Origin of the sequence: Shewanella algidipiscicola, assembly GCF_003605125.1 — a bacterium.
Taxonomy (GTDB): domain Bacteria; phylum Pseudomonadota; class Gammaproteobacteria; order Enterobacterales; family Shewanellaceae; genus Shewanella; species Shewanella algidipiscicola.
The window spans coordinates 14878-35246 of record NZ_QPQT01000006.1 but is presented as its reverse complement, the minus strand read 5'-3'; the positions used below and the strand labels follow the sequence as shown (position 1 = coordinate 35246).

Here is a 20369-nt window from a genome sequence, read left to right as displayed (position 1 = left end):
AAGCTAATGATTCAAGTCGTATGTGGTGCATTTAATTTCCTATGACGCTTGAGTAAAAACCAAAGTAATTGACAATTGTCATTGCAAAAATCCATCTTTATATTATTGAACGTAGGCAACTTTAGGCTTGCTTTATTATTCCTTTTAATTACAACCTACCAAACTGATTGAAGAACCACGAGATAATAGCTATAAGCAAGACATGAACATTGGTCTTTAATGCCGATAAGTATCATTATCGGCATTAAAGTGTCAATTTGAATGTGTGGTTTGTTATAACAAATCAGGTTTGCATGGCGGACTAGTATTAATGATTTAAGTTAGTAAATTATTCATTCTGCGCTCTATGAAATGAACTTAATGGAATATTTTAATTATTCATTAAACATTTACATCCATTGAAAAACATATTTTTAGCGATAGCATCAAATGCTTTTGTGTGGGGTAATTAACTTATTATATTACATGTGGTTTTATTGCGATTCCCCTGCCCGCTAATGAGTTTAAAATTGTATTCATTATTTAGTGATGAATAATAAAGGGGGAACTGAACCCATAACAATGTTGTGTTAATTTAGACTGCCCTCACCCAGAAATCTACTGTCTGGGCATTGACCATCAACTTGTGTCGCTCACTGTTCTTCATCACTTTTTTGCCATGGCTTCCCGTTTAACTTCTGCTGTTAACTATGATTAAAAGTGAAAGGATAACCATAAAGGCAGTCTTATGACAGATAAAGACCTTATGCAACGATCAATGCGCTAGGAATTAACACTACATTGCCCTTCTCATTTACTTATTATATTCCCGATAAGGTATCAATTGGTTTATTTGCGGCACTTTGATGCCTATCCGATTGACTAGTATGCAAATATTGCGATGTGGTATCGATACTTTCATGTCCGGCATCGGCTTGCACATGTGAAAGCGGTCTACCGTGTAAATTAATATCGTGCGTGATCCCGGTATGGCGTATGTTGTGTACACTTAATAATCGCATCGCTTTGGCATCTTCTGTCATACCATCAGCTTCAGCGCAGTCGGCACTATACTCGATGATTTTTTGCACTTCCTCCCTCACCTGGCGAATACCAAGATTAGCGTTGATCAGTCCGCTTTCTCTACCTCGGCCAGCAGCGCGATGACGTACAAATAGTGGCGTTTGTTCATTAGAACTTGGTAGATCGCTTAAACCTAAATATTGCCTGTATTGGATTAATGCTGCGAGTAATGCATTGGATAAAGGCACCGAACGCTGTTTGCCCCCTTTGCTCTGCGGAATATTAAAGCGCCAAATACCCGTTTGTTTATTCTGAGTAAATTGCCCCATGATGGGGCTGTATCCAGCTCTTGCGCTGACATCTGATACTCGTAAATAACAGGAATAGATGAGCTTAATTAAAAATAAACTGCGTTGATGAGTCTCTGGAGAAGTTTGGGCAAGCCCTTCCACACTGCTAATGACATATGACCATTGCAGTTCGGTAAAAGCCAAGCTGTCGATATCGTCATGATTGACTAAAAATTTATGTTTTTTGGCAAATCGCGAGTGATTCAACCAAGCTTGCGCAGGATTACGCTCACAATAATCTTCGGCCATTAAAAAACCATAATAGGATGATAAAATTGCCATTTTGGTTTTTAAAGCATTGTCACTCAACTCATAATTTTGTTCGACGCCAAGTCGCTTTTTACCGACAAAGGGTCGCCAAAGCGGATTAGGTAGACGCTGTCCCGTTGCTTTATCAAGTTTAAATTGCGCCACATTATAATAGCCAATAAGCGCTTTAGGTGGCTGTTGGCAATAGGCAACAAATTTGTCAATATCTCGGCGTGAGATCTGCGCGGGTGATTGTTTAACCACATCAAAACACCAATGCAAAAAGCAGCTGAGTTCACTACGATAGCTTTTATAGCTGTTTTCATTGTCACGCAGAGAAAATAATAGATCGCAAGAGAGCTCATAAATAAAGCCCGCATCTTCAATGCCATTAATACTCAATGCCGTGATATGTTGATTAATAATGGGATTGCCTTGCTCGAGAAAGTCTTTTGACTCAAATAAAGGCAGTACGGTTGGCAATGATGTGATTGATTGAGCGTGATTATTTGGCATTAGCAAATTACTTGAAGAGTGTAGCAAGTGTTACCGCTGATTTTATCATGAGTCATGCATTTAATATGCTTAATTTAATGAATCAATTCTAGTATTTAGATTAAACGGAAAACATCGAATCAAAGCTTAACACAGGACAATTAAGGTTATCGTGCTTTACTTACCCAATATTAAATCCCAACAGCAAATTAGTACGCTGCTTACAGCGAACAAGGCCTGAGCTTATGTTTCGTCGTTAGCCGTAATCATGATAATGGTCAATCGACGCAACATGGTTTAGCGTGCATTATCGACAGGGTGATTGTCGGCCAAAAAGTCGAACATTACATGCTGTTGTTGTCCCTTAACGTTAAAGCTAACAAACATCCGCCAAACCATGTAATTACTACTACATGAGCCATAGACTAAGGTACCATTATAGCGACTTTCTGCGGTTTCAGTTAAATTTAACGGAATAACCCCCATAAACATGTCTCTACCCTCGACTCGAGCACCCAATAATTGCACCGATTCAGAAAAACTTAATGATACCGCTAACGGTTTTTCACTGGGAGCCGACTCAGGTGTGATGCTCAGGCTTATATCAATACCATTTACTGTTTGTTGACAAGGTGCTTGTGCGAATTGACACAAGTTATTATCTATTGAGAATGCTGAGTATTCAGTAGTATTTTGAGCAACAACAGTACTATCGTTACCTTCAGAGCATGCCGTCAGTAAGATGATATTTAGCACTGAAATAGTTAAGATAAAAAAGCGAGTTATTTGCTTGCTTAGCACAATTTTTAACCTTTTGAATCATAGTGTTTACATTCTATACGGGGACTTTGATCTGGATCAATGTTGCATGCCGCATAATTCCTATCTTTTTTGATATTGCTCAAGTATCATTGCGATACTTAACATTAATTTGCATTAATGTTGAGCAACACGTTGACTCAATCAAGTTTGTTTCGTAGGAAGCAGGCTTGTTAACGTCATTTTCTAACGGGTAAAGTGTCGCTTTACTCTAACAATAAGTACAAGTAATAAGCAGTGGAAGCAATATGATGAATCATTCCCAGCCTCAAGGCGCTGATTACAATTACACCGTTGTCCGCCAATTTGCATTAACCACAGTTTTGTGGGGAATCGTTGGTATGTCAATCGGTGTATTGATCGCGGCCCAGTTAATATGGCCACAACTGAACTTTGATACTCCATGGCTAACGTACAGTCGTCTTCGACCTCTGCACACAAACGCTGTGATTTTCGCGTTCGGTACTTCAGCACTTTTTGCAACATCTTACTATATCGTTCAGCGCACCTGTCAAACCCGTTTATTTGCACCTAAATTAGCTGCATTTACCTTCTGGGGATGGCAAGCCATCATTTTATCAGCCGTGATTACTCTGCCACTGGGCCTAACCAGTACTAAAGAGTATGCAGAATTAGAATGGCCTATCGATATCGCTATTGCCGTCGTTTGGGTAACATATGCGATTGTATTCTTTGGCACCATCGTAAAAAGAACAACCTCACACATTTATGTCGCGAACTGGTTCTTTGGTGCCTTCATTATTACGGTAGCCGTGCTGCATATAGTTAACTCTATGGCGATACCAGTGAGCATGTTCAAATCATATTCACTCTACTCAGGCGCAGTTGATGCCATGGTTCAGTGGTGGTATGGACATAACGCGGTAGGTTTCCTACTGACAGCTGGTTTCTTAGGTATGATGTACTACTTCGTGCCTAAGCAAGCTGGTCGTCCTGTTTACTCATACCGTTTATCTATTGTTCACTTTTGGGCATTGATTGCATTGTATATTTGGGCTGGTCCTCACCACCTTCACTACACTGCGCTGCCTGATTGGACACAATCACTGGGTATGGTGATGTCGCTTATTCTATTCGCGCCTTCTTGGGGTGGTATGATCAACGGTATCATGACGCTATCAGGTGCTTGGCATAAGTTAAGAACCGATCCTATCCTACGCTTCCTTGTGGTTTCATTGTCTTTCTATGGTATGTCTACCTTCGAAGGTCCAATGATGGCGATTAAGACAGTTAACGCCCTTTCTCACTACACTGACTGGACTATTGGTCACGTTCACTCTGGTGCACTGGGTTGGGTAGCAATGGTATCTATTGGGTCGTTATATCACTTGATTCCTTCTGTTTATGGTCACGGCCGTATGTACAGCACTCAGTTGATCAACGTGCATTTCTGGTTGGCAACTATCGGTACCGTACTTTACATCGTATCTATGTGGATCTCGGGTGTGATGCAAGGTCTTATGTGGCGTGCAGTTAACTCTGACGGTACCTTGACCTACAGCTTTGTTGAAGGTTTGGAAGCATCGTATCCATTCTACTTTGTTCGTTTCTTAGGTGGCGTGTTCTTTGTAACTGGTATGCTGTTAATGGCATATAACGTGTTCAAGACCGTAAAAGCACCGAAAGAATCTTTGCCAGCACTTGCTGAAGCATAAGGGGTAGATTAGATGAAATTTAATCATGAGATAGTTGAGAAAAACATCGGTCTGCTAGGCATCTTTACCGTTATTGCAATTAGTTTCGGTGGCTTGGTACAGATCACTCCTCTACTTTTTCAAAAAGATACCACTGAACCTGTTGATGGATTACGCCCTTACACAGCGCTAGAGCTTGAAGGCCGTGATATTTATATCCGCGAAGGTTGTGTTGGTTGTCACAGTCAAATGATCCGTCCATTACGTGCAGAAACTGAACGTTATGGGCACTACTCTGTAGCTGGTGAGTCAGTGTGGGAACACCCATTCCTTTGGGGTTCTAAACGTACTGGTCCTGATCTTGCTCGTGTAGGCGGACGTTACAGTGACAAGTGGCACGAAGTGCACTTAATCGATCCTCGTGCCGTGGTACCTCAGTCAAATATGCCTGGGTTCCCATGGTTAGCTGAAAACGTACTTGACGGTAAGTTAACGGCTAAAAAGATGGAAGTGTTCCGTGGTTTCGGTGTGCCTTACACTCAAGAAGATGTCGACAATGCTCAAAAAGCGGTTGAAGGCAAGACTGAGATGCAAGCACTGATCGCATACCTACAGTCGTTAGGTCACGCACTGAAATAAATTGGAGGCATAAATATGGATTACGGCACAATACAAGGGATTATCACCATTGTTGTTATGTTGACGTTTGTCGGTATTTTTGCGTGGGCTTATAGCGGTCGTCGTAAGAATCAATTTGACGAAGCCGCTAACCTTGTTTTCTCGGATGACGAGAAAAGCAAGGACTCAGGAGAGCATAAGTGATGATGAGTAGCTTCTGGAGTATTTGGATTACCGTACTCACAATCGTGGTAATCGCAGGATGTTTTATCCTATTAAGACTAGTCTCTAAAAACACCACGGGTGTTGAAGAAGGCAAGTCAATGGGCCATGCCTTTGACGGTATTGAAGAGCTCAATAACCCACTACCAAAGTGGTGGAGTTATATGTTTTATCTGACTATCGTCATTAGTGTGATTTACCTTGCCCTCTATCCAGGTCTTGGTAACTATAAAGGGTTACTCGGTTGGTCAAGCTCAAACCAAAGTATTGGTACAGAGAATGGCATTAAAGCTGATTCTGCAGCCGCGATTGAACTAGCAGTGAAAGAAGGCCGTTGGGTACAGTATGACCAAGAAGTGAAGCAAGCTGACGAAAAGTTTGGCCCTATCTTCGCTGCATACCTTGCAACCCCATTGGAAGAGTTGGTTAAAGATGAAGATGCATTGAAAGTCGGTGGTCGCCTCTTCCTACAAAACTGCGCACAATGTCATGGTAGTGATGCCCGTGGTAGTACTGGCTTTCCTAACCTAACAGATAATGCTTGGTTATACGGTGGTGATTTAGCCACTATCAAAACGACACTGATGAATGGTCGTCACGGTATGATGCCGCCTAAAGGGGGGTTACCTATCGATGATAGTGAACTTGAAGGATTAGCTGAGTATGTGGTTAAGCTTTCTGGTCGTGAACACGACGCCGCACTTGCTGCTCAAGGTCAAGGCTCATTCATGAAAGGCTGTTTTGCTTGCCATGGCATGGACGGTACCGGTAACAAGTTTATGGGTGCCCCTAACCTGACTGACTCTGCTTGGTTATATGGTGGTAGTCGTGGTGTGATAGTCGAAAGCATCAAAAACGGCCGTTCTGGTGTAATGCCAGCATGGAAAGACGTTTTAGGTGAAGAGAAAGTTCACGTGATCACAGCTTACATTTATAGCTTGTCAAACAAGTAGTTACATATAGGTAACATCAAGGCCTCGAGATGCTCGAGGCCTTTTTTTTAGCTGTGCTTTTACTCAATTATCGGTAAAATGAGCTCAACAAATTAAACAGGTAGTTTTCATGAATACACCGCAAGTTTGGTATAAACAATTTTGGCCTTGGTTTCTTATTATTTTGCCCTTGTGCGCCGTCATTGCCAGCGTTAATTTGCTGATGGTCGCCATCGATACGCAAGACTCACTCGTCTCAGAGGATTACTATAAAGATGGTAAAGCCATCAATATGGATCTGCGTAAAATTAAGCACGCTAAACAATTAGGTTTGCAGTTTGAGATGTTAGTAAATGACGATGAAATCCGTATTGTACAACACGGTGGTGAGGCTTATTTGGCAGCATTAAGCATATCGTTTTTCCACCCAACCTTAAAACAACACGATTTTAGTCAAGTGGCAACAGCCGATGGCAATCAGGTTTACCGTATTAAGTTGGCAGAACCTATTTCTGGTGCATGGGAAGTCAGACTCGAAGGATTCGATCAAACCTGGCGTATTCAACAACGCCTTGACCTTAAAGACGATGCCCAATACTGGTTAAATTAGCTTTATCATGAATACCCCTGAGTGTTTTCATTGCGGTGAGCCAGTATTAACTGGCTCACAATTTATCACTATGATAGATAATATGCCGCAACCTATGTGCTGCCCTGGTTGCCAAGCGGTATCAAAGGCTATCATCGATGCGGGATTGAGCAATTATTATCGCTATCGCACCGAACCGGGTAACAAACAAACGGCACTGGTGCCGGAAGAGTTAAACGTCAATTCAGCTTTTGATCTTAAAGAAGTGCAGCAAGATTTTGTCCACCATCAGGACAATATCAGTCAGGTTTCGTTAACCATAGACGGTATCACCTGCGCGGCTTGTGCATGGCTAATAGAGCATAAGTTAAAATCGGTCGATGGGATTGTGAGCATCGCGGTCAACACCACCACCGAACGCGCTTTTGTTTCATGGGATGATAACCGCATTAAACTCAGTAATATTCTTAATTTAATCAGTAACATCGGCTATCAAGCGGCCCCTTACCAAGTCGATGATGAAGAGATCCAAACCAAAAAAAATAGCCGTAAGTTTTTATTAAGACTAGGGCTAGCTGGCTTTGCCACCATGCAGGTGATGATGTTCGCCCTCGCCCTGTATTCAGAATACTTTACCGATCTCGATGTCGAATACCGTGACTATTTCCGCTGGGTAAGCATGATGTTTGCCGCGCCAGTGGTGTTTTACTCGGCGCAACCTTTCTATTTTAGTGCCATTCGGTCTATGTTATCGGGGCGGCTAAATATGGACGTGTCGGTGTCGATTGCTATTTGCGGTGCCTATATTGCCAGTTGTATTGCGACCGTCAGTGGTCAAGGAGAGGTCTATTTTGAATCGGTCAGCATGTTCACCTTCTTCTTGCTGTTGGGGCGCTACCTTGAACAAAACGCGCGACAAAAAGCGTCCGTCAGCTCCAACAACTTACATAAACTAATCCCCTTAACTGCGCATTTAGTGGATGCGGACGGCCAGCACAAGGAAGTCCCGGCGAAACGTTTACACATTGGCGACATTATCCTCATTAAACCGGGGGAAGCCATCAGTGCCGATGGTGATATTATTGAAGGAAGCAGTAGTGTAAACGAAGCGATGTTAACTGGCGAGCAGATGCCTGTGACTAAACGTGTATCGAGCCAAGTATTTGCTGGCACAATCAATATAGACCATCCTATTAAGGTGCGTGTCACCGCCATCGGACAAGATCAATTAGTCGCTGAGATCATTCGACTGCAAGAAGCCGCATCCAATAATAAACCCACAGTTGCGCTACACGTTGATACCATCTCAAATTATTTTACCTGGACGATTTTAATCATCGCCTTGTTAACCTATTTAGTGTGGAAGGCCTATTGGCCTGAAGATGCTTTTTGGGTCACTTTATCAGTACTGGTAGCAACTTGTCCCTGCGCGCTTGCGCTCGCAACGCCTACCGCGATCACTTGTGCTACAGGATTATTTACCCGAATGGGAGTTGTGGCACGTAAACCTGGAGTGTTTGAAAAGCTGCCGCTAATTAATCATGTAGTGTTTGATAAAACCGGTACCCTCACCTGTGGCAGTCTGACGGTGGCTAACACTCGGTTACACAGTGACATTACCCAAACGCAAGCATTAGCGTTAGCGGCGGCCCTAGAGTCCACGTCACTGCACCCCATTGCCCGAGCCTTTGAACCTTATCGCGCCGATGATGTTCGGGTCGATAATGGGCGTAATTTTGCAGGGTGTGGCATCGAAGGGGTGATAAATCAACAGCACTTTATTATTGGCAGTGCCGATTTCATACACCAGCGTCTTGGTATTGACTGTCCCCCTAGCACACAGCAATGCGTATACCTTAGCCGCGATAATCAGCTCATAGCCAGTTTCGAATTGATTGATAGCATTCGCCCCGATGCCTTGGTAACCGTTAACAAGCTACGTGGATCGGGCTGCAATGTGAGCATTGCCAGTGGCGATAGCTCGGCTCATGTTGATGAAATTGCTCAAGCCATGGGCATAACCAATGTGCATAAAGCGCTGAAGCCGCAGGATAAACTGCGCCTAATTCAACACTTGCAACAAACACAACAAGTGGCCATGTTTGGCGATGGCATTAACGATGCACCTGTATTGGCTGGCGCCAACTTATCAGTTGCCATGGGCAGCGGCGCAGCCATAACCAAAAACAGTGCCGATCTGATTTTATTAAGCGATCAACTCGCCCGCTTTACCGATGCGATGGCGATTGCCAAATTAACAGACAAAATCATTAAACAAAATCTCCTTTGGGCGTTGGGCTACAACTTGTTTATTATTCCGTTAGCGGTAACGGGTCACGTTTTGCCCTATATTGCAGCCATTGGCATGTCAGCCAGTTCACTTATTGTCGTGGCGAACAGCCTTAGACTATTGAAGGTACGAGTATGAGTATTATCTATGTGTTAATTCCCATTGCGATGTTGTTTGTGCTTATTGCCGTGGGGATTTTTTTCTGGGCAGTAAAATCTGAGCAGTTTGATGATCTTGATCGCCAAAGCGTATCGATTTTGTTTGATGATGACGTAAAACCGTCAACGCCAAAAGACGATGAGAGCAAACCGCAGTGATCGATTTTACTGTTACTGGTGCCTTTTTGGTCGGGTTAATGGGCGCAGGTCATTGTATCGGTATGTGTGGTGGACTCGTGGGGGCGATATCACAGCAGATGCCCACGCAAACTAAAGGCAATGTACTGGTTGGTAAACTGCAATTTATTGTCAGTTATAATGCCGGACGTATCCTCAGTTATACCCTAGCTGGCGCCTTAATTGGTGGCTCGGCCAGCTTACTCAGTACCCTGTTTAGTTTAGATATCTATTTGCTGAGTATGCGTATTTTAGCCGGAGTCATGATGATTGCTACCGGATTATATATCGCCAAAATCTGGTCTGGCGTTGTGCAAGTCGAGCGGCTCGGAAAACGGGTTTGGCAAGTATTAGGCCCCATAGCTAATCGCTTACTGCCCATTAAAAGTTTAAAACAAGCTTTTGTGGCCGGCTTAATCTGGGGATGGTTACCTTGTGGTTTGGTTTACAGCACCTTGACCTGGGCAGTCGCGGCAAATTCGGCGCAACAAGGGGCGCTGATCATGGCAGCATTTGGACTAGGTACCCTGCCAGCGCTATTCAGTGCTGGTGTCGCGGCGCAAGTATTTGCCCAATTCGTGTTACGAAACTCGGTGCGTATGATCAGCGGCCTTTTGTTAGTTGGCTTTGGTATACACACTTTGTATATTGCAATTGCGCAGCTAAACTAGCTCACACTATTAAATTAGTTTAACATGGGCATAACTGTGAAATTCGAGAGACATTATGACGGATACCATTAAAAATCGTCGTTCGGCAGCCCCGGGATGCGCTATACATTGTCATGACTGTAGTATGGGTAGCCTTTGCATACCTTTCACATTAAATAACAATGAATTAGATCAGCTCGACGATATCATTGAGCGTAAAAAGCCTATCCAAAAAGGTGAGCAGATTTTTAAATCTGGCGACGCACTAAAATCTCTCTATGCCATTCGCTCAGGTACCATTAAAAGCTTCACCATTACCGAGCAAGGCGATGAGCAGATCACAGGTTTTCATTTGGCTGGCGACGTGATTGGTTTTGACGGTATTCACTCACAAATTCATCAGAGTTTCGCCCAAGCATTAGAAACCTCAATGGTGTGTGAAATCCCCTATGAAACCCTTGATGACTTATCTGGCACCATGCCTAAATTACGTCAGCAGATCATGCGCTTAATGAGTAATGAAATTCAAAGCGACCAAGAGATGATCTTACTATTGAGTAAGAAAAATGCCGAAGAGCGCCTCGCCGCTTTTATCAGTAATCTCGCAAACCGTTTTGGTAATCGTGGTTTCTCTCCTAAAGAGTTTCGCTTAACCATGACCCGCGGTGATATCGGCAACTATCTCGGCTTGACTGTCGAAACTATTAGCCGACTACTGGGTCGTTTTCAAAAATCAGAATTGATTGAAGTAAAAGGAAAATATATTACTATCATCGATTTTGAATCCCTTAATAAGCTAGCCGGTAACAATAGAATCGGTCGCTAAATAAGCGTTTTAATGGGTAAAGTTGATCTAAGACAAGGCAATTTACCCGTTATCGACCATTATTAAATTACAACGTCAGATAAAGGAATGATCTATGAAGGACTATCATAAAATCCTTGTTGTAGTGGACCCTACAAACGATGAACAACCTGCACTCGCAAGAGCGGTTAAACTTGCCATAAAAAACAAGGCTGCCATTACGGTATTCTTGTCTATTTTCGATTTTTCCTACGAGATGACCTCCATCTTATCGGGCCAAGAACGTGAAGCCATGCGTCAAGGCGTGATAGCTCAACGACAAGCCTGGTTAGCCGATATTTTGTTGCAATACAAAGACAGTGGTATCGACATTCAGAGTGAGGTTGTGTGGCATAACCGCCCGTTCGAAAGCATCATCCTGCACTCAATCGAAGGGAAGTTTGACTTAATCGTCAAAGGTACGCATCAGCATGATAAGCTTAAATCGGTGATCTTTACCCCAACCGACTGGCACTTAATGCGTAAAGCGCCCGTGCCCGTGCTGCTCGTTAAAGAACATGACTGGCCAGTGGCTGGTAAGATACTGTGTGCCATCAATGTGGCATCAGAAGATGACGATCATCAAACCCTTAACGGCAAGATAATCGAACACGCCCAAGACTTAGCCAAGAAGTTTGACGCTAAAGTGCACCTCGTTAATGGTTATCCCGGCACACCGGTAAACTTAGCGATTGAACTGCCCGACTTTGATGCACATACCTATAGCGAAACCATTCGCATGCAGCATGAACAACGAGTTTGGCACTTGGCCAGCCAATATGGCATCTCAACCGATTTCTGTCATGTTAAAGAAGGGTTACCTGAAGATGTGATCCCTGAGCTGGCTGAGCAACTCGATGCGGAACTGGTGATCCTTGGCACCGTTGGTCGTACTGGATTTTCGGCTGCATTAATTGGTAATACCGCGGAGCATGTAATCGACAGCATTAATTGTGATCTATTAGCTGTCAAACCAGATGGTTACAAGTCGCCGCTTGAAGATGAGTAACAACTAACGCACCGCTTCTTTAGACAATTGATTTAAGCTATACTACGCGCCCAGAATTTGATGATACTAGGCGCGTTTTTTATTATGTCTGATGATACTCTCTTAAAAAAACAGACCACACGGTTAAATAAGCTACAGAAGCGTCTTAGACGTGAAGTGGGTAGCGCTATCGCTGATTACAATATGATTGAAGACGGTGATACTGTCATGTGTTGTCTTTCGGGTGGCAAAGACAGTTACGCCATGCTCGATATATTACTTAATCTACAGCAGCGTGCGCCGATCTCTTTTAAACTGGTCGCGGTCAACCTTGATCAAAAGCAACCGGGTTTCCCTGAAGATATTTTGCCAGCGTATCTCGATACGTTGAATGTGCCGTATCATATTCTTGAAAAAGACACCTACTCTATCGTTAAAGATAAGATCCCTGAAGGTAAAACTACCTGCTCTTTGTGCAGTCGCTTACGCCGAGGTACCTTATATGGCTTCGCGCAGCAGATAGGTGCCAACAAAATTGCCCTTGGCCACCACCGCGACGACATTATCGAAACCCTGTTTTTAAACATGTTTTATGCGGGCAAACTAAAAGCCATGCCACCTAAATTACTCTCAGATGATGGCGCTAACGTGGTTATTCGTCCCTTGGCGTACAGTCGAGAGAAAGATATTGCCGAGTACGCAGGCTTAAAAGGGTTTCCTATCATCCCTTGTAACTTGTGTGGTTCACAAGAAAACCTTAAACGCGCGGCGGTAAAAGAGATGCTTAGTACGTGGGATAAGCAGTTTCCTGGCCGTATCGAAACTATTTTTACCGCCATGCAAAATACCAGCCCATCACAGGGTGTCGACAGAGCACAGTTCGACTTTACCTCGCTGACTCGTGATCCCGACGCCCCCATGAAAGGCGATGTGGCCGAGTCAGATCTGCCCGCCTTTGATTTTCTCGATATTGCCAATAACGGCCATATCGACTTAGATGCGGCGAAGCGCAATACCGATGCTTTAAAAATTGACGTCGTCAGTACTTATACGCCTTAGCTTTAAATTGCGAAGCGTGACATAAAAAAACCTCCGATGGAGGTTTTTTTATGTCTGTCATTTTGAGCTGTTATCGAGGGTGAACTCTCTGTGTAAAACAATCAGTCAAGGGATGAATAACACCTATCTGTTATTTATCGCTAGAGCTTACCCAAGGGCTGACGACATCTGGGCGTCGATCGAAGCTAATGCTATCTAGCTGATTGATACGCTCTCGAGACAATCGAAAAACACCATCAAAGCCAATGGTTTCGCCATTAATCTTTACCGTCGCGGCTTGATCAAATTCAAAATTAAGCCCGCGAATATCGTCAGTAAAATAACGCATAGGGAAGCCTTGCATGGTATGCAGTAGATCATCCATTTGTACTTGCAACATGACTAAGTCAGCTTGTTGATATTGCGGCTGCGTTTGCTTGGCGCGTATTTGCATGGCAATACCACATTGGCTAGCGTCATTTTCCATCTCTAAATGCACTAATGCCCTGTCCGATTTAAGCCTGTCATCATAAGGAAGAAAGATGCGCTGCGAGTCAGTAATGGTTAATGGGAACTGCTCTTTTTCGGTTGCAATATAGCCATTTTTTATCACACAGCCTTGTGCTTTAGGTACTGAAAAAGTTAACTCAATCAGCGGATAATGACCTTTATTCACCTGTTTAAGACGTTGATAAAAACCTTGATATTCCAGAGATATCGGCGTTGCTTGGGCAGTCATACTGCCAAGTAATAGGCAACTAAACAGCAGAGCCTTGTTCATAATTTTCCACCAAAAATTGATTATTGTGACGTAACATATCGAGTAATTCTTCGATATAAGCTTCTTGCCGTTCAGAATAATTGAGCAAACCATACACTAATTTGTCAGCCCTAATGGGCTCCCCTTGTGCACGCAGATCGGCTCGGATAGATCGTAATAGCGAATAAGCAGCGTTCGAATTTAAATTACGCATGTAAGATCCAACAGAGTCATCGACACTGTTAAAAACGGCGACTTCATGGCTCATTCCTTCACTGCGTGATTGTGGCACAAGACCACAACCTTTTCTAAAGCACCATTGGCCAAAAAAGTTGAGCCCTTCTTTGGCAAAGCGGCTACTGCCCCAACCTGTTTCATTGGCAGCCTGAATTAATACCAAGTCTTCGGGGATAATGTCGACCCGTCTAAGTAACTGATTAAGATTATTAACAGTCACGCTGCGCATACTGTATTGGTATTTACTGGCTAATTGCTGAATACGAAACTGCTCCGCTTCAGAAAGCACTTCACCATCTACGAGATGTTGTAGTGAGGCGAGCAGAAACTTGCGCTCTTCTGCAATAATATTGTTGTGGTGCTGTACTGCAGGGCGTAAGAAATCAAAGAAGGCTTTTTTCTTTTCAGCCACATCGGCAATCGCTTCAAAATCCGGGATCTGGCTGTATTGGCGTGTATTTTTTAACAGCTGGCCTTGGCTGCTCTCTTCGCTTGGTTGCAGGTCAACCAACAAGAGCTTAACCGCCAATAGGGACGCCACCACAACAGCCAACGCTATGATAACTTTGTTCACACTACCTGTTTTCAAATTGCTAACTCTTTTAAGGGTTTAGGAGGTGATTATATGCGATCTATGCCACGAAACAAAACCACTATGCCCCAAGACATTATTCGCTATAATATGTGGCGATATATTGGGGATTCAGGAAGGAAAAACCCGCATGCACAACTATGCACTTAATCAATTTACAAATGTGGTTGCCATTGGTGGCGGTCATGGGCTGGGACGAGTGCTATCTGCATTATCATTTTTAGGCCCTAGGCTGACAGGCATTGTGGCCACCACTGATAATGGTGGCTCAACGGGACGATTAAGACAGCAGCAAGATTGCATTGCATGGGGAGATTTACGCAATTGTTTATCACAACTGGCATCGCGGCCATCTGTAGGCTCGCTATTATTTGAATACCGCTTCAGTAGCCAGCATGAGTTGAACAACCATAACCTTGGCAACCTAATTTTATTGGCGCTCGATGAACTTTGTGTCCGCCCTCTCGATGCGGTTAACTTGATCCGTAAGTTGCTCAATATCGAAACCCAAGTGATCCCAATGTCTGAAGAGCCCACCCATTTAGTCGCCATACAATCTTGTGGTACTAAGATTCTGGGCGAAGTGGAGGTCGATGGCATGCAGGAGTCGCCTATCGCTTTATCACTTGAACCAATGGTTGAAGCAACCGCCGAAGCCTGTGATGCGATAAAAGCCGCCGATTTGATTATTTTAGGCCCTGGTAGTTTTCTCACCAGTATCATGCCGCCATTATTACTGCCTATCTTAAGCGAAGCTTTGGCAAACAGTAACGCCAAGGTGATTTTTATCGATAACTTAACTGCCGAGCCGTCATCAACGGTGAATTTTAATCTCGAAAAGCGCTTACATTGGTGCGAGCAAGTGCTAGGCAATAAAGTCGTCAATCATGTGTTATGTCATGGTGAGCAGTGCCATACTGACGGTAATATCACCTATTTCCCGCTACGCAGTAAGCATCATGTAGGCCTACATGATCGCAGCGCCTTAGCTGAAGCTATCTCCTTTATCACTCAGCTTCCAGCGCTCGAATCTTAAGGGGTTAGCACCACACTCTCATATTCGCAAAAAACACCATACTGACGATAAAAAACGGTTAACGCATAAGGCGATAACCGTTTTATGAAGAGCACATGGGATCAGTACTTAGCCTTGCGCTAATTTACACCACTTGCGCGATAGCGTGACAAATTGCAGGCATATTGTCACGGGTCATCCCCGCCACACTGATACGGCCAGAGCCCACAATATAAATACCAAACTCCTCTCGTAAACGTTCGACTTGTGCTTTGTTCAGTCCCGAGAAGCTAAACATCCCATTTTGCGTCGAAATAAAGCTGAAATCTTGGCTAACGCCCACGCTTTTTAGGGTATCAACAAACAGAACCCTCATCTGGGCGATACGTTCACGCATCTGTTGTAGTTCAGCTTCCCACATCGCTCTTAATTCATTGTCACCTAAAATGGTGGCCACGATCAGCGCGCCATGAGCCGGAGGATTGGAATAATTACCTCGAATAGTGCTCTTCACCTGACTAAATGCCGTTTTAGCTGTGTCTTGATCTTTCGCTACTAACGTAACAGCACCGATACGCTCGTTATAGAGGCCGAAGTTTTTAGAAAATGAGTTAGCCACAATCAGTTCAGGAACGATATCGGCCACCAAACGTAACCCTTGGGCATCTTCTTCAACACCATCACCAAACCCTTGGTAGGCGAAATCAAATAAGGGTACTAATTCTTTTTGTAAACATAACTCAGCAATGGTTTGCCATTGGCTCTGATTAAGATCGATACCCGTTGGGTTATGACAACAGCCATGCAACAGCACTAAGTCCCCTGCTTTTGCGGTGGCTAAATCAGCCAGCATAGCGTCAAAATCCATGCTATGAGTTGGCGCATCATAATAGCGATACTGTTTCACTTGCAGCTGCGCAGATTGAAAAATATTGTTGTGGTTCGCCCATGTAGGATTACTGACCCAAATGGTATTTGAGTCAGTATTACGTGCCACAAATTCAGCAGCCACTCGCAGAGAACCTGTACCGCCTGGCGCCTGCGCGGTCACGGTACGTTGTTGTTGCAATACTTGATGTTGCTCACCAAAAAGCAATGTTTGTACCGCGCTGTTATAAGCCTGTACGCCATCAATACCGAGGTAACTTTTACTTGTTTCATTATCAAGCAGTTTTTGCTCTGCTAATTTAACCGACTTAAGAATAGGAGTTTGACCTGACTCATCCTTATAGATCCCTACTCCCAAATTAACTTTATCTGAACGAGGGTCGGCTTTAAAAGCATCGGTAAGGCCAAGAATGGGATCGGCAGGAGCCAGTTCTACCTGGTTAAATATCATGACAGCATTCCTAAAAATTAGAGTAAATGTAGGGAGTTCGCCGCCATTTATACCATTGTCGACGACGGCTTCATAGCGGATTTTCATCAGCATCTGTTTTTTTGCGTTGCGATAAGGTTTATCTCATTTTTTTGGCTAATAACTATCGATATTTCAGTATATAGCCAAAATTTTTACGATCGGTTAATTGCCTAGCGATGACACTCTATCACTGTTTTCCATGGCGTTTTATGACTAAGCAGATTGACGCAAACAAAAAAGCCTCAACTAAGTTGAGGCTTTTTTGTCATCTTAAGATGGTACCCGTGGCCAGACTTGAACTGGCACGCTTATTCAGCGAGGGATTTTAAATCCCTTGTGTCTACCGATTCCACCACACGGGCAATGTGTGCGTTTTACCGCTATTGCGCTAAAACTGAAAGTGGAGGCGCGACCCGGAGTCGAACCGAGATCGACGGATTTGCAATCCGCAGCATAGCCATTCTGCCATCGCGCCTTATATCGAAGGCGTTAAGGCCAATCGTTAAGATTGGAGCGACATATCGGGTTCGAACCGATGACCTATACCTTGGCAAGGTATCGCTCTACCAACTGAGCTAATGTCGCAGGTCTTAATGCTTTCAATCTCAATCAAGTTCTAGTTAAGAAGCTTTCCCCTGACTGCGGAATGGCATTCTACCGATTTAAGCCCAAGAGTCAACGCTAAATTTTGCAATAATCGAGATTAATTAATTGGTTGCTGCAATATTGGTCGCTGTGGTTTTTTGTTAACCAACCCAAGTTAATAACCGCATAAAAAAACGCCTGAATCAAAGACTCAGGCGTTTTTATGATGCTTAACTAATGAGTTAAAGGTTAGGCAATGACTGATATTGTAAGCCCAACATCTTTTGCATTACGCCTACAACCTGACAGCTGTAGCCAAATTCATTGTCGTACCATACATATAAGATAGTACGGTTACCTTCGGCAATCGTGGCTTGTGAATCAACGACACCCGCGTAACGAGAACCAACCAAGTCTGACGACACAATTTCAGTTGACTCGGTAAAATCAACTTGGTTTTGTAATTCAGACGATAAGGCAACTTTACGCAGATACTCGTTCATATCTTCTTTGTTAGTTTCGCCATTAAGGTTTAGGCTGATGATCGCCATAGAGACATTAGGCGTAGGCACACGAATAGCGTTACCCGTAAGCTTACCAGCTAAAACCGGGAGCGCTTTAGCCACCGCTTTGGCGGCACCCGTTTCGGTGATCACCATATTTAATGGTGCGCTGCGGCCACGACGGTCTGCTTTATGATAGTTATCAATTAAGTTTTGGTCGTTAGTATACGAATGGATCGTTTCAACGTGACCATTAACAATGCCGTACTTGTCATTGACCGCTTTGAGTACTGGCGTTATCGCATTAGTAGTGCAACTTGCCGCCGATACGATAGTGTCCTCATCTAAAATATCATTCTCATTGACGCCATAAACGATATTCTTAATGGCCCCCTTCGCGGGAGCGGTAAGCAATACTTTTGCCGCACCTTTCGATTTAAGATGAAGGCCTAAACCGTCTTCATCTTTCCAAATCCCGGTGTTGTCGACCACTAGCGCATTATTAATGCCATATTGAGTGTAATCAATTTCATCGGGAGAGTTAGCGTAGATGACTTGAATATAAGTACCGTTGGCAATAATGGCATTGTTATCTTCATCGACTTCTACCGATCCATTAAAAGGTCCATGAACTGAGTCACGACGCAATAAGCTGGCACGTTTTTCTAAATCGCCCTTACGACCACCGCGAAGCACAATAGCACGTAAACATAATTTGTTGCTCACACCCGTTCTTTCAATCAATAGACGCGCTAATAGGCGTCCGATACGACCAAAACCATACAACACCACATCACGCGCTTGCTGTGTATCTTCATGATCGATGGCACTTGCCAATTCTTGGCTCATATAGGCTTCAATCTGGCTCGCATCTTGGTGTTCACGCCAGTAGTTGACCGCTAATTTACCGATATCAACTTTGCATTGCTTTACAGCAAGCTTGCTAAGTGCTTCTACAAACGGGAAGCTTTCACGCAATCTGAGTTTTTCGCCAACATGACGGCGTACTAAACGATGGGATTTAATGATTTCGATAGTCGAAGCATTAAGAAGGGGTTTACCGTATAGAACGACTTCTACACCTTGATTACGGTACAGCTTACCCAACAGAGGCTGCATCGCCTCTGCCATTTCAAAACGTTCTTGCCAACTTTGTAGGTGTTTATCAGCGGTCATTTACAGATCCTTTATCTCACTTTAACTACTTTATTTGTAGAAATATTTGAGTAACAAAGAGAAAAGCCCAATAATCTAGTCTTATCAGTACAAAATCCCCCTTGTTGGTCGGCGCTATTGTAATGAAAACACGGCTTTCGATCTAGTAAGATATTTTCCGTAAACGTGTAATAATATTAGATAAAATCACCAAAGGAACTCGACTTGCGTATAAAATTTGTAATCATTACACCATTATTGTCGGTTTTAAGCGTTTTCACCCTTTTCGGCTGTGATAATGGTGTTAATACCACCACCATTTGTAAAAATAATCCTGAGCTTTGTGACGATTTACATCGCGATAGTTGGTGTAAATATGAAAAAGCAGACTTGATCAAGCAACGCTATGTCTTAAAAAACAGCCCGTCGCCCTCTGGTGAGCAAGTTTATCAACAGCTGATCAACCTAGAAAATTACAACAAATGCATCGAACTGGCTGCAGGTGTTCAACATATTTTGCATCCAGAGCGTACAAATGATCGCGCCAAAGCCTTTGGTGTCAGCGCGCAAAATCTCTCGCAACTGCAAGCCACAACCAAAAATAATCCCGACATCTATTTGTCGTTTTACCACTGGACCCGTTTAAGCGATGTACAGGCACAGGCACGAGTGATTCAGGCTGAGCGCGCAGGCAAAATAAGCGATCCACTGATTTTGGCGCAATTGGCCGCCTACTATCAAAAATCAGATAACCAAAAGGCAATGACGCTGTATTTTAATTTGTTAGAGACCACCAGCCCTGAGCAGTTTAATCCTGACTGGCTATTGGGACTCGCTAGCCTTTATCAGCAGCAAGGCGATTTAGAAAAAACCTACCTGTTTTCTAAGGCCAACGTCTTAATGACCGACAATACCGCCTCGGCGCAAAAAATGAGTGCCTTAGTTAATGGTAATAAACAGCTTGAGGCCGTCTTAACAGAGCAAGCACAAACCCTAGTTGTGCATCTTAACCGAGGCGACTACGCTTCTAGTGATATTCGACAGCAATTACACCCAAATGCGCAATGAAAGGTGATAAAGTGACTT

Annotated in this window: 19 protein-coding genes and 3 tRNA genes; 13 read left to right on the top strand and 9 right to left on the bottom strand. The window is 43.6% G+C overall.

Annotation, left to right across the window (positions count from 1 at the left end):
* Window positions 1-800: 800 nt before the first annotated feature.
* A complete protein-coding gene (locus DVO77_RS07680) occupies window positions 801-2117 on the bottom strand; it encodes a tyrosine-type recombinase/integrase (protein ID WP_119977927.1) in 1317 nt (438 codons plus the stop codon).
* 276 nt (window positions 2118-2393) lie between these two features.
* Window positions 2394-2897 (bottom strand): hypothetical protein, encoded by a 504-nt coding sequence (locus tag DVO77_RS07675; RefSeq protein ID WP_119977926.1) that lies wholly within the window; start codon window positions 2895-2897, stop codon window positions 2394-2396.
* 266 nt (window positions 2898-3163) lie between these two features.
* Between DVO77_RS07675 and ccoN the strand changes: the two genes are divergently transcribed.
* The 11 genes from ccoN to ttcA all read left to right on the top strand — a co-directional run bounded on the left by ccoN (window position 3164) and on the right by ttcA (window position 13097).
* Window positions 3164-4591 carry a cytochrome-c oxidase, cbb3-type subunit I gene (gene ccoN / locus DVO77_RS07670; RefSeq protein ID WP_119977925.1) on the top strand — a complete coding sequence of 476 codons (1428 nt, stop codon included), beginning with the start codon at window positions 3164-3166 and terminating at the stop codon, window positions 4589-4591.
* A gap of 12 nt (window positions 4592-4603) precedes the next feature.
* A complete protein-coding gene (ccoO, locus tag DVO77_RS07665) occupies window positions 4604-5209 on the top strand; it encodes a cytochrome-c oxidase, cbb3-type subunit II (RefSeq protein WP_110457883.1) in 606 nt (201 codons plus the stop codon).
* 15 nt (window positions 5210-5224) lie between these two features.
* Complete coding sequence (locus tag DVO77_RS07660; protein WP_110457884.1) at window positions 5225-5392, top strand: cbb3-type cytochrome oxidase subunit 3; 168 nt, start codon at window positions 5225-5227, stop codon at window positions 5390-5392.
* Between the two features lie 2 nt (window positions 5393-5394).
* The gene (gene ccoP / locus DVO77_RS07655) at window positions 5395-6363 is read left to right on the top strand and encodes a cytochrome-c oxidase, cbb3-type subunit III (protein ID WP_119978033.1); all 969 of its coding nucleotides are present in this window, start codon (window positions 5395-5397) and stop codon (window positions 6361-6363) included.
* A gap of 109 nt (window positions 6364-6472) precedes the next feature.
* Window positions 6473-6952: a FixH family protein gene (locus DVO77_RS07650; protein WP_110457885.1), complete on the top strand. Its 480-nt coding sequence runs from the start codon at window positions 6473-6475 to the stop codon at window positions 6950-6952.
* Window positions 6953-6959: 7 nt separating this feature from the next.
* Window positions 6960-9359: a heavy metal translocating P-type ATPase gene (locus DVO77_RS07645; protein WP_119977924.1), complete on the top strand. Its 2400-nt coding sequence runs from the start codon at window positions 6960-6962 to the stop codon at window positions 9357-9359.
* Complete coding sequence (gene ccoS, locus DVO77_RS07640; protein ID WP_110457887.1) at window positions 9356-9538, top strand: cbb3-type cytochrome oxidase assembly protein CcoS; 183 nt, start codon at window positions 9356-9358, stop codon at window positions 9536-9538. The genes DVO77_RS07645 and ccoS overlap by 4 nt, the downstream gene beginning before the upstream one ends.
* Entirely contained in the window at window positions 9535-10227 is a 693-nt protein-coding gene (locus tag DVO77_RS07635) for a sulfite exporter TauE/SafE family protein (RefSeq protein ID WP_119977923.1), read from the top strand. The genes ccoS and DVO77_RS07635 overlap by 4 nt, the downstream gene beginning before the upstream one ends.
* A 55-nt stretch (window positions 10228-10282) precedes the next feature.
* Window positions 10283-11032, top strand: coding sequence for an electron transport transcriptional regulator EtrA (gene etrA, locus DVO77_RS07630; RefSeq protein WP_110457889.1), 750 nt, complete (start codon window positions 10283-10285; stop codon window positions 11030-11032).
* Window positions 11033-11126: 94 nt separating this feature from the next.
* Entirely contained in the window at window positions 11127-12059 is a 933-nt protein-coding gene (uspE, locus tag DVO77_RS07625) for a universal stress protein UspE (protein ID WP_110457890.1), read from the top strand.
* 84 nt (window positions 12060-12143) lie between these two features.
* Entirely contained in the window at window positions 12144-13097 is a 954-nt protein-coding gene (gene ttcA / locus DVO77_RS07620) for a tRNA 2-thiocytidine(32) synthetase TtcA (RefSeq protein ID WP_119977922.1), read from the top strand.
* A 130-nt stretch (window positions 13098-13227) separates the two neighbouring features.
* Here the strand turns inward: ttcA and DVO77_RS07615 are convergent, their stop codons facing one another.
* Together DVO77_RS07615 and DVO77_RS07610 are read right to left on the bottom strand one after the other, a co-directional pair.
* Complete coding sequence (locus tag DVO77_RS07615) at window positions 13228-13857, bottom strand: DUF2987 domain-containing protein (protein WP_119977921.1); 630 nt, start codon at window positions 13855-13857, stop codon at window positions 13228-13230.
* A complete protein-coding gene (locus DVO77_RS07610; protein WP_119977920.1) occupies window positions 13835-14662 on the bottom strand; it encodes a glucosaminidase domain-containing protein in 828 nt (275 codons plus the stop codon). Before DVO77_RS07610 ends, DVO77_RS07615 begins: the two co-directional genes overlap by 23 nt.
* Before the next feature lie 133 nt (window positions 14663-14795).
* Between DVO77_RS07610 and yvcK the strand changes: the two genes are divergently transcribed.
* Window positions 14796-15701, top strand: a complete 906-nt coding sequence (yvcK, locus tag DVO77_RS07605; RefSeq protein ID WP_110457894.1) for a uridine diphosphate-N-acetylglucosamine-binding protein YvcK — start codon at window positions 14796-14798, stop codon at window positions 15699-15701.
* 124 nt (window positions 15702-15825) lie between these two features.
* Here the strand turns inward: yvcK and DVO77_RS07600 are convergent, their stop codons facing one another.
* The 5 genes from DVO77_RS07600 to DVO77_RS07580 all read right to left on the bottom strand — a co-directional run bounded on the left by DVO77_RS07600 (window position 15826) and on the right by DVO77_RS07580 (window position 19304).
* On the bottom strand, window positions 15826-17019 hold the full coding sequence (locus DVO77_RS07600) for an amino acid aminotransferase (protein ID WP_119977919.1): 1194 nt from the start codon (window positions 17017-17019) through the stop codon (window positions 15826-15828).
* Window positions 17020-17316: 297 nt separating this feature from the next.
* Window positions 17317-17402 (bottom strand) — tRNA-Leu (locus DVO77_RS07595).
* A 39-nt stretch (window positions 17403-17441) separates the two neighbouring features.
* Window positions 17442-17515: transfer RNA gene (locus tag DVO77_RS07590), tRNA-Cys, on the bottom strand.
* Window positions 17516-17549: 34 nt separating this feature from the next.
* Window positions 17550-17625: transfer RNA gene (locus tag DVO77_RS07585), tRNA-Gly, on the bottom strand.
* A gap of 242 nt (window positions 17626-17867) precedes the next feature.
* A complete protein-coding gene (locus DVO77_RS07580; RefSeq protein WP_110457896.1) occupies window positions 17868-19304 on the bottom strand; it encodes a glyceraldehyde-3-phosphate dehydrogenase in 1437 nt (478 codons plus the stop codon).
* Between the two features lie 204 nt (window positions 19305-19508).
* On the opposite strand from DVO77_RS07580, the gene DVO77_RS07575 reads away from it, so the two are divergent.
* Window positions 19509-20351: a DUF2989 domain-containing protein gene (locus DVO77_RS07575; RefSeq protein WP_239473302.1), complete on the top strand. Its 843-nt coding sequence runs from the start codon at window positions 19509-19511 to the stop codon at window positions 20349-20351.
* Window positions 20352-20369 lie beyond the last annotated feature (18 nt).

Bases quoted from the DNA above. Each gene is read 5' to 3' on its own strand.
- DVO77_RS07680 (WP_119977927.1), bottom strand. From the start codon at position 2,117: ATGCCAAATAATCACGCTCAATCAATCACATCATTGCCAACCGTACTG.
- ccoN (WP_119977925.1), top strand. From the start codon at position 3,164: ATGATGAATCATTCCCAGCCTCAAGGCGCTGATTACAATTACACCGTT.
- ccoO (WP_110457883.1), top strand. From the start codon at position 4,604: ATGAAATTTAATCATGAGATAGTTGAGAAAAACATCGGTCTGCTAGGC.
- DVO77_RS07660 (WP_110457884.1), top strand. From the start codon at position 5,225: ATGGATTACGGCACAATACAAGGGATTATCACCATTGTTGTTATGTTG.
- ccoP (WP_119978033.1), top strand. From the start codon at position 5,395: ATGAGTAGCTTCTGGAGTATTTGGATTACCGTACTCACAATCGTGGTA.
- DVO77_RS07650 (WP_110457885.1), top strand. From the start codon at position 6,473: ATGAATACACCGCAAGTTTGGTATAAACAATTTTGGCCTTGGTTTCTT.
- DVO77_RS07645 (WP_119977924.1), top strand. From the start codon at position 6,960: ATGAATACCCCTGAGTGTTTTCATTGCGGTGAGCCAGTATTAACTGGC.
- ccoS (WP_110457887.1), top strand. From the start codon at position 9,356: ATGAGTATTATCTATGTGTTAATTCCCATTGCGATGTTGTTTGTGCTT.
- etrA (WP_110457889.1), top strand. From the start codon at position 10,283: ATGACGGATACCATTAAAAATCGTCGTTCGGCAGCCCCGGGATGCGCT.
- uspE (WP_110457890.1), top strand. From the start codon at position 11,127: ATGAAGGACTATCATAAAATCCTTGTTGTAGTGGACCCTACAAACGAT.
- ttcA (WP_119977922.1), top strand. From the start codon at position 12,144: ATGTCTGATGATACTCTCTTAAAAAAACAGACCACACGGTTAAATAAG.
- DVO77_RS07615 (WP_119977921.1), bottom strand. From the start codon at position 13,857: ATGAACAAGGCTCTGCTGTTTAGTTGCCTATTACTTGGCAGTATGACT.
- yvcK (WP_110457894.1), top strand. From the start codon at position 14,796: ATGCACAACTATGCACTTAATCAATTTACAAATGTGGTTGCCATTGGT.
- DVO77_RS07600 (WP_119977919.1), bottom strand. From the start codon at position 17,019: ATGATATTTAACCAGGTAGAACTGGCTCCTGCCGATCCCATTCTTGGC.
- DVO77_RS07580 (WP_110457896.1), bottom strand. From the start codon at position 19,304: ATGACCGCTGATAAACACCTACAAAGTTGGCAAGAACGTTTTGAAATG.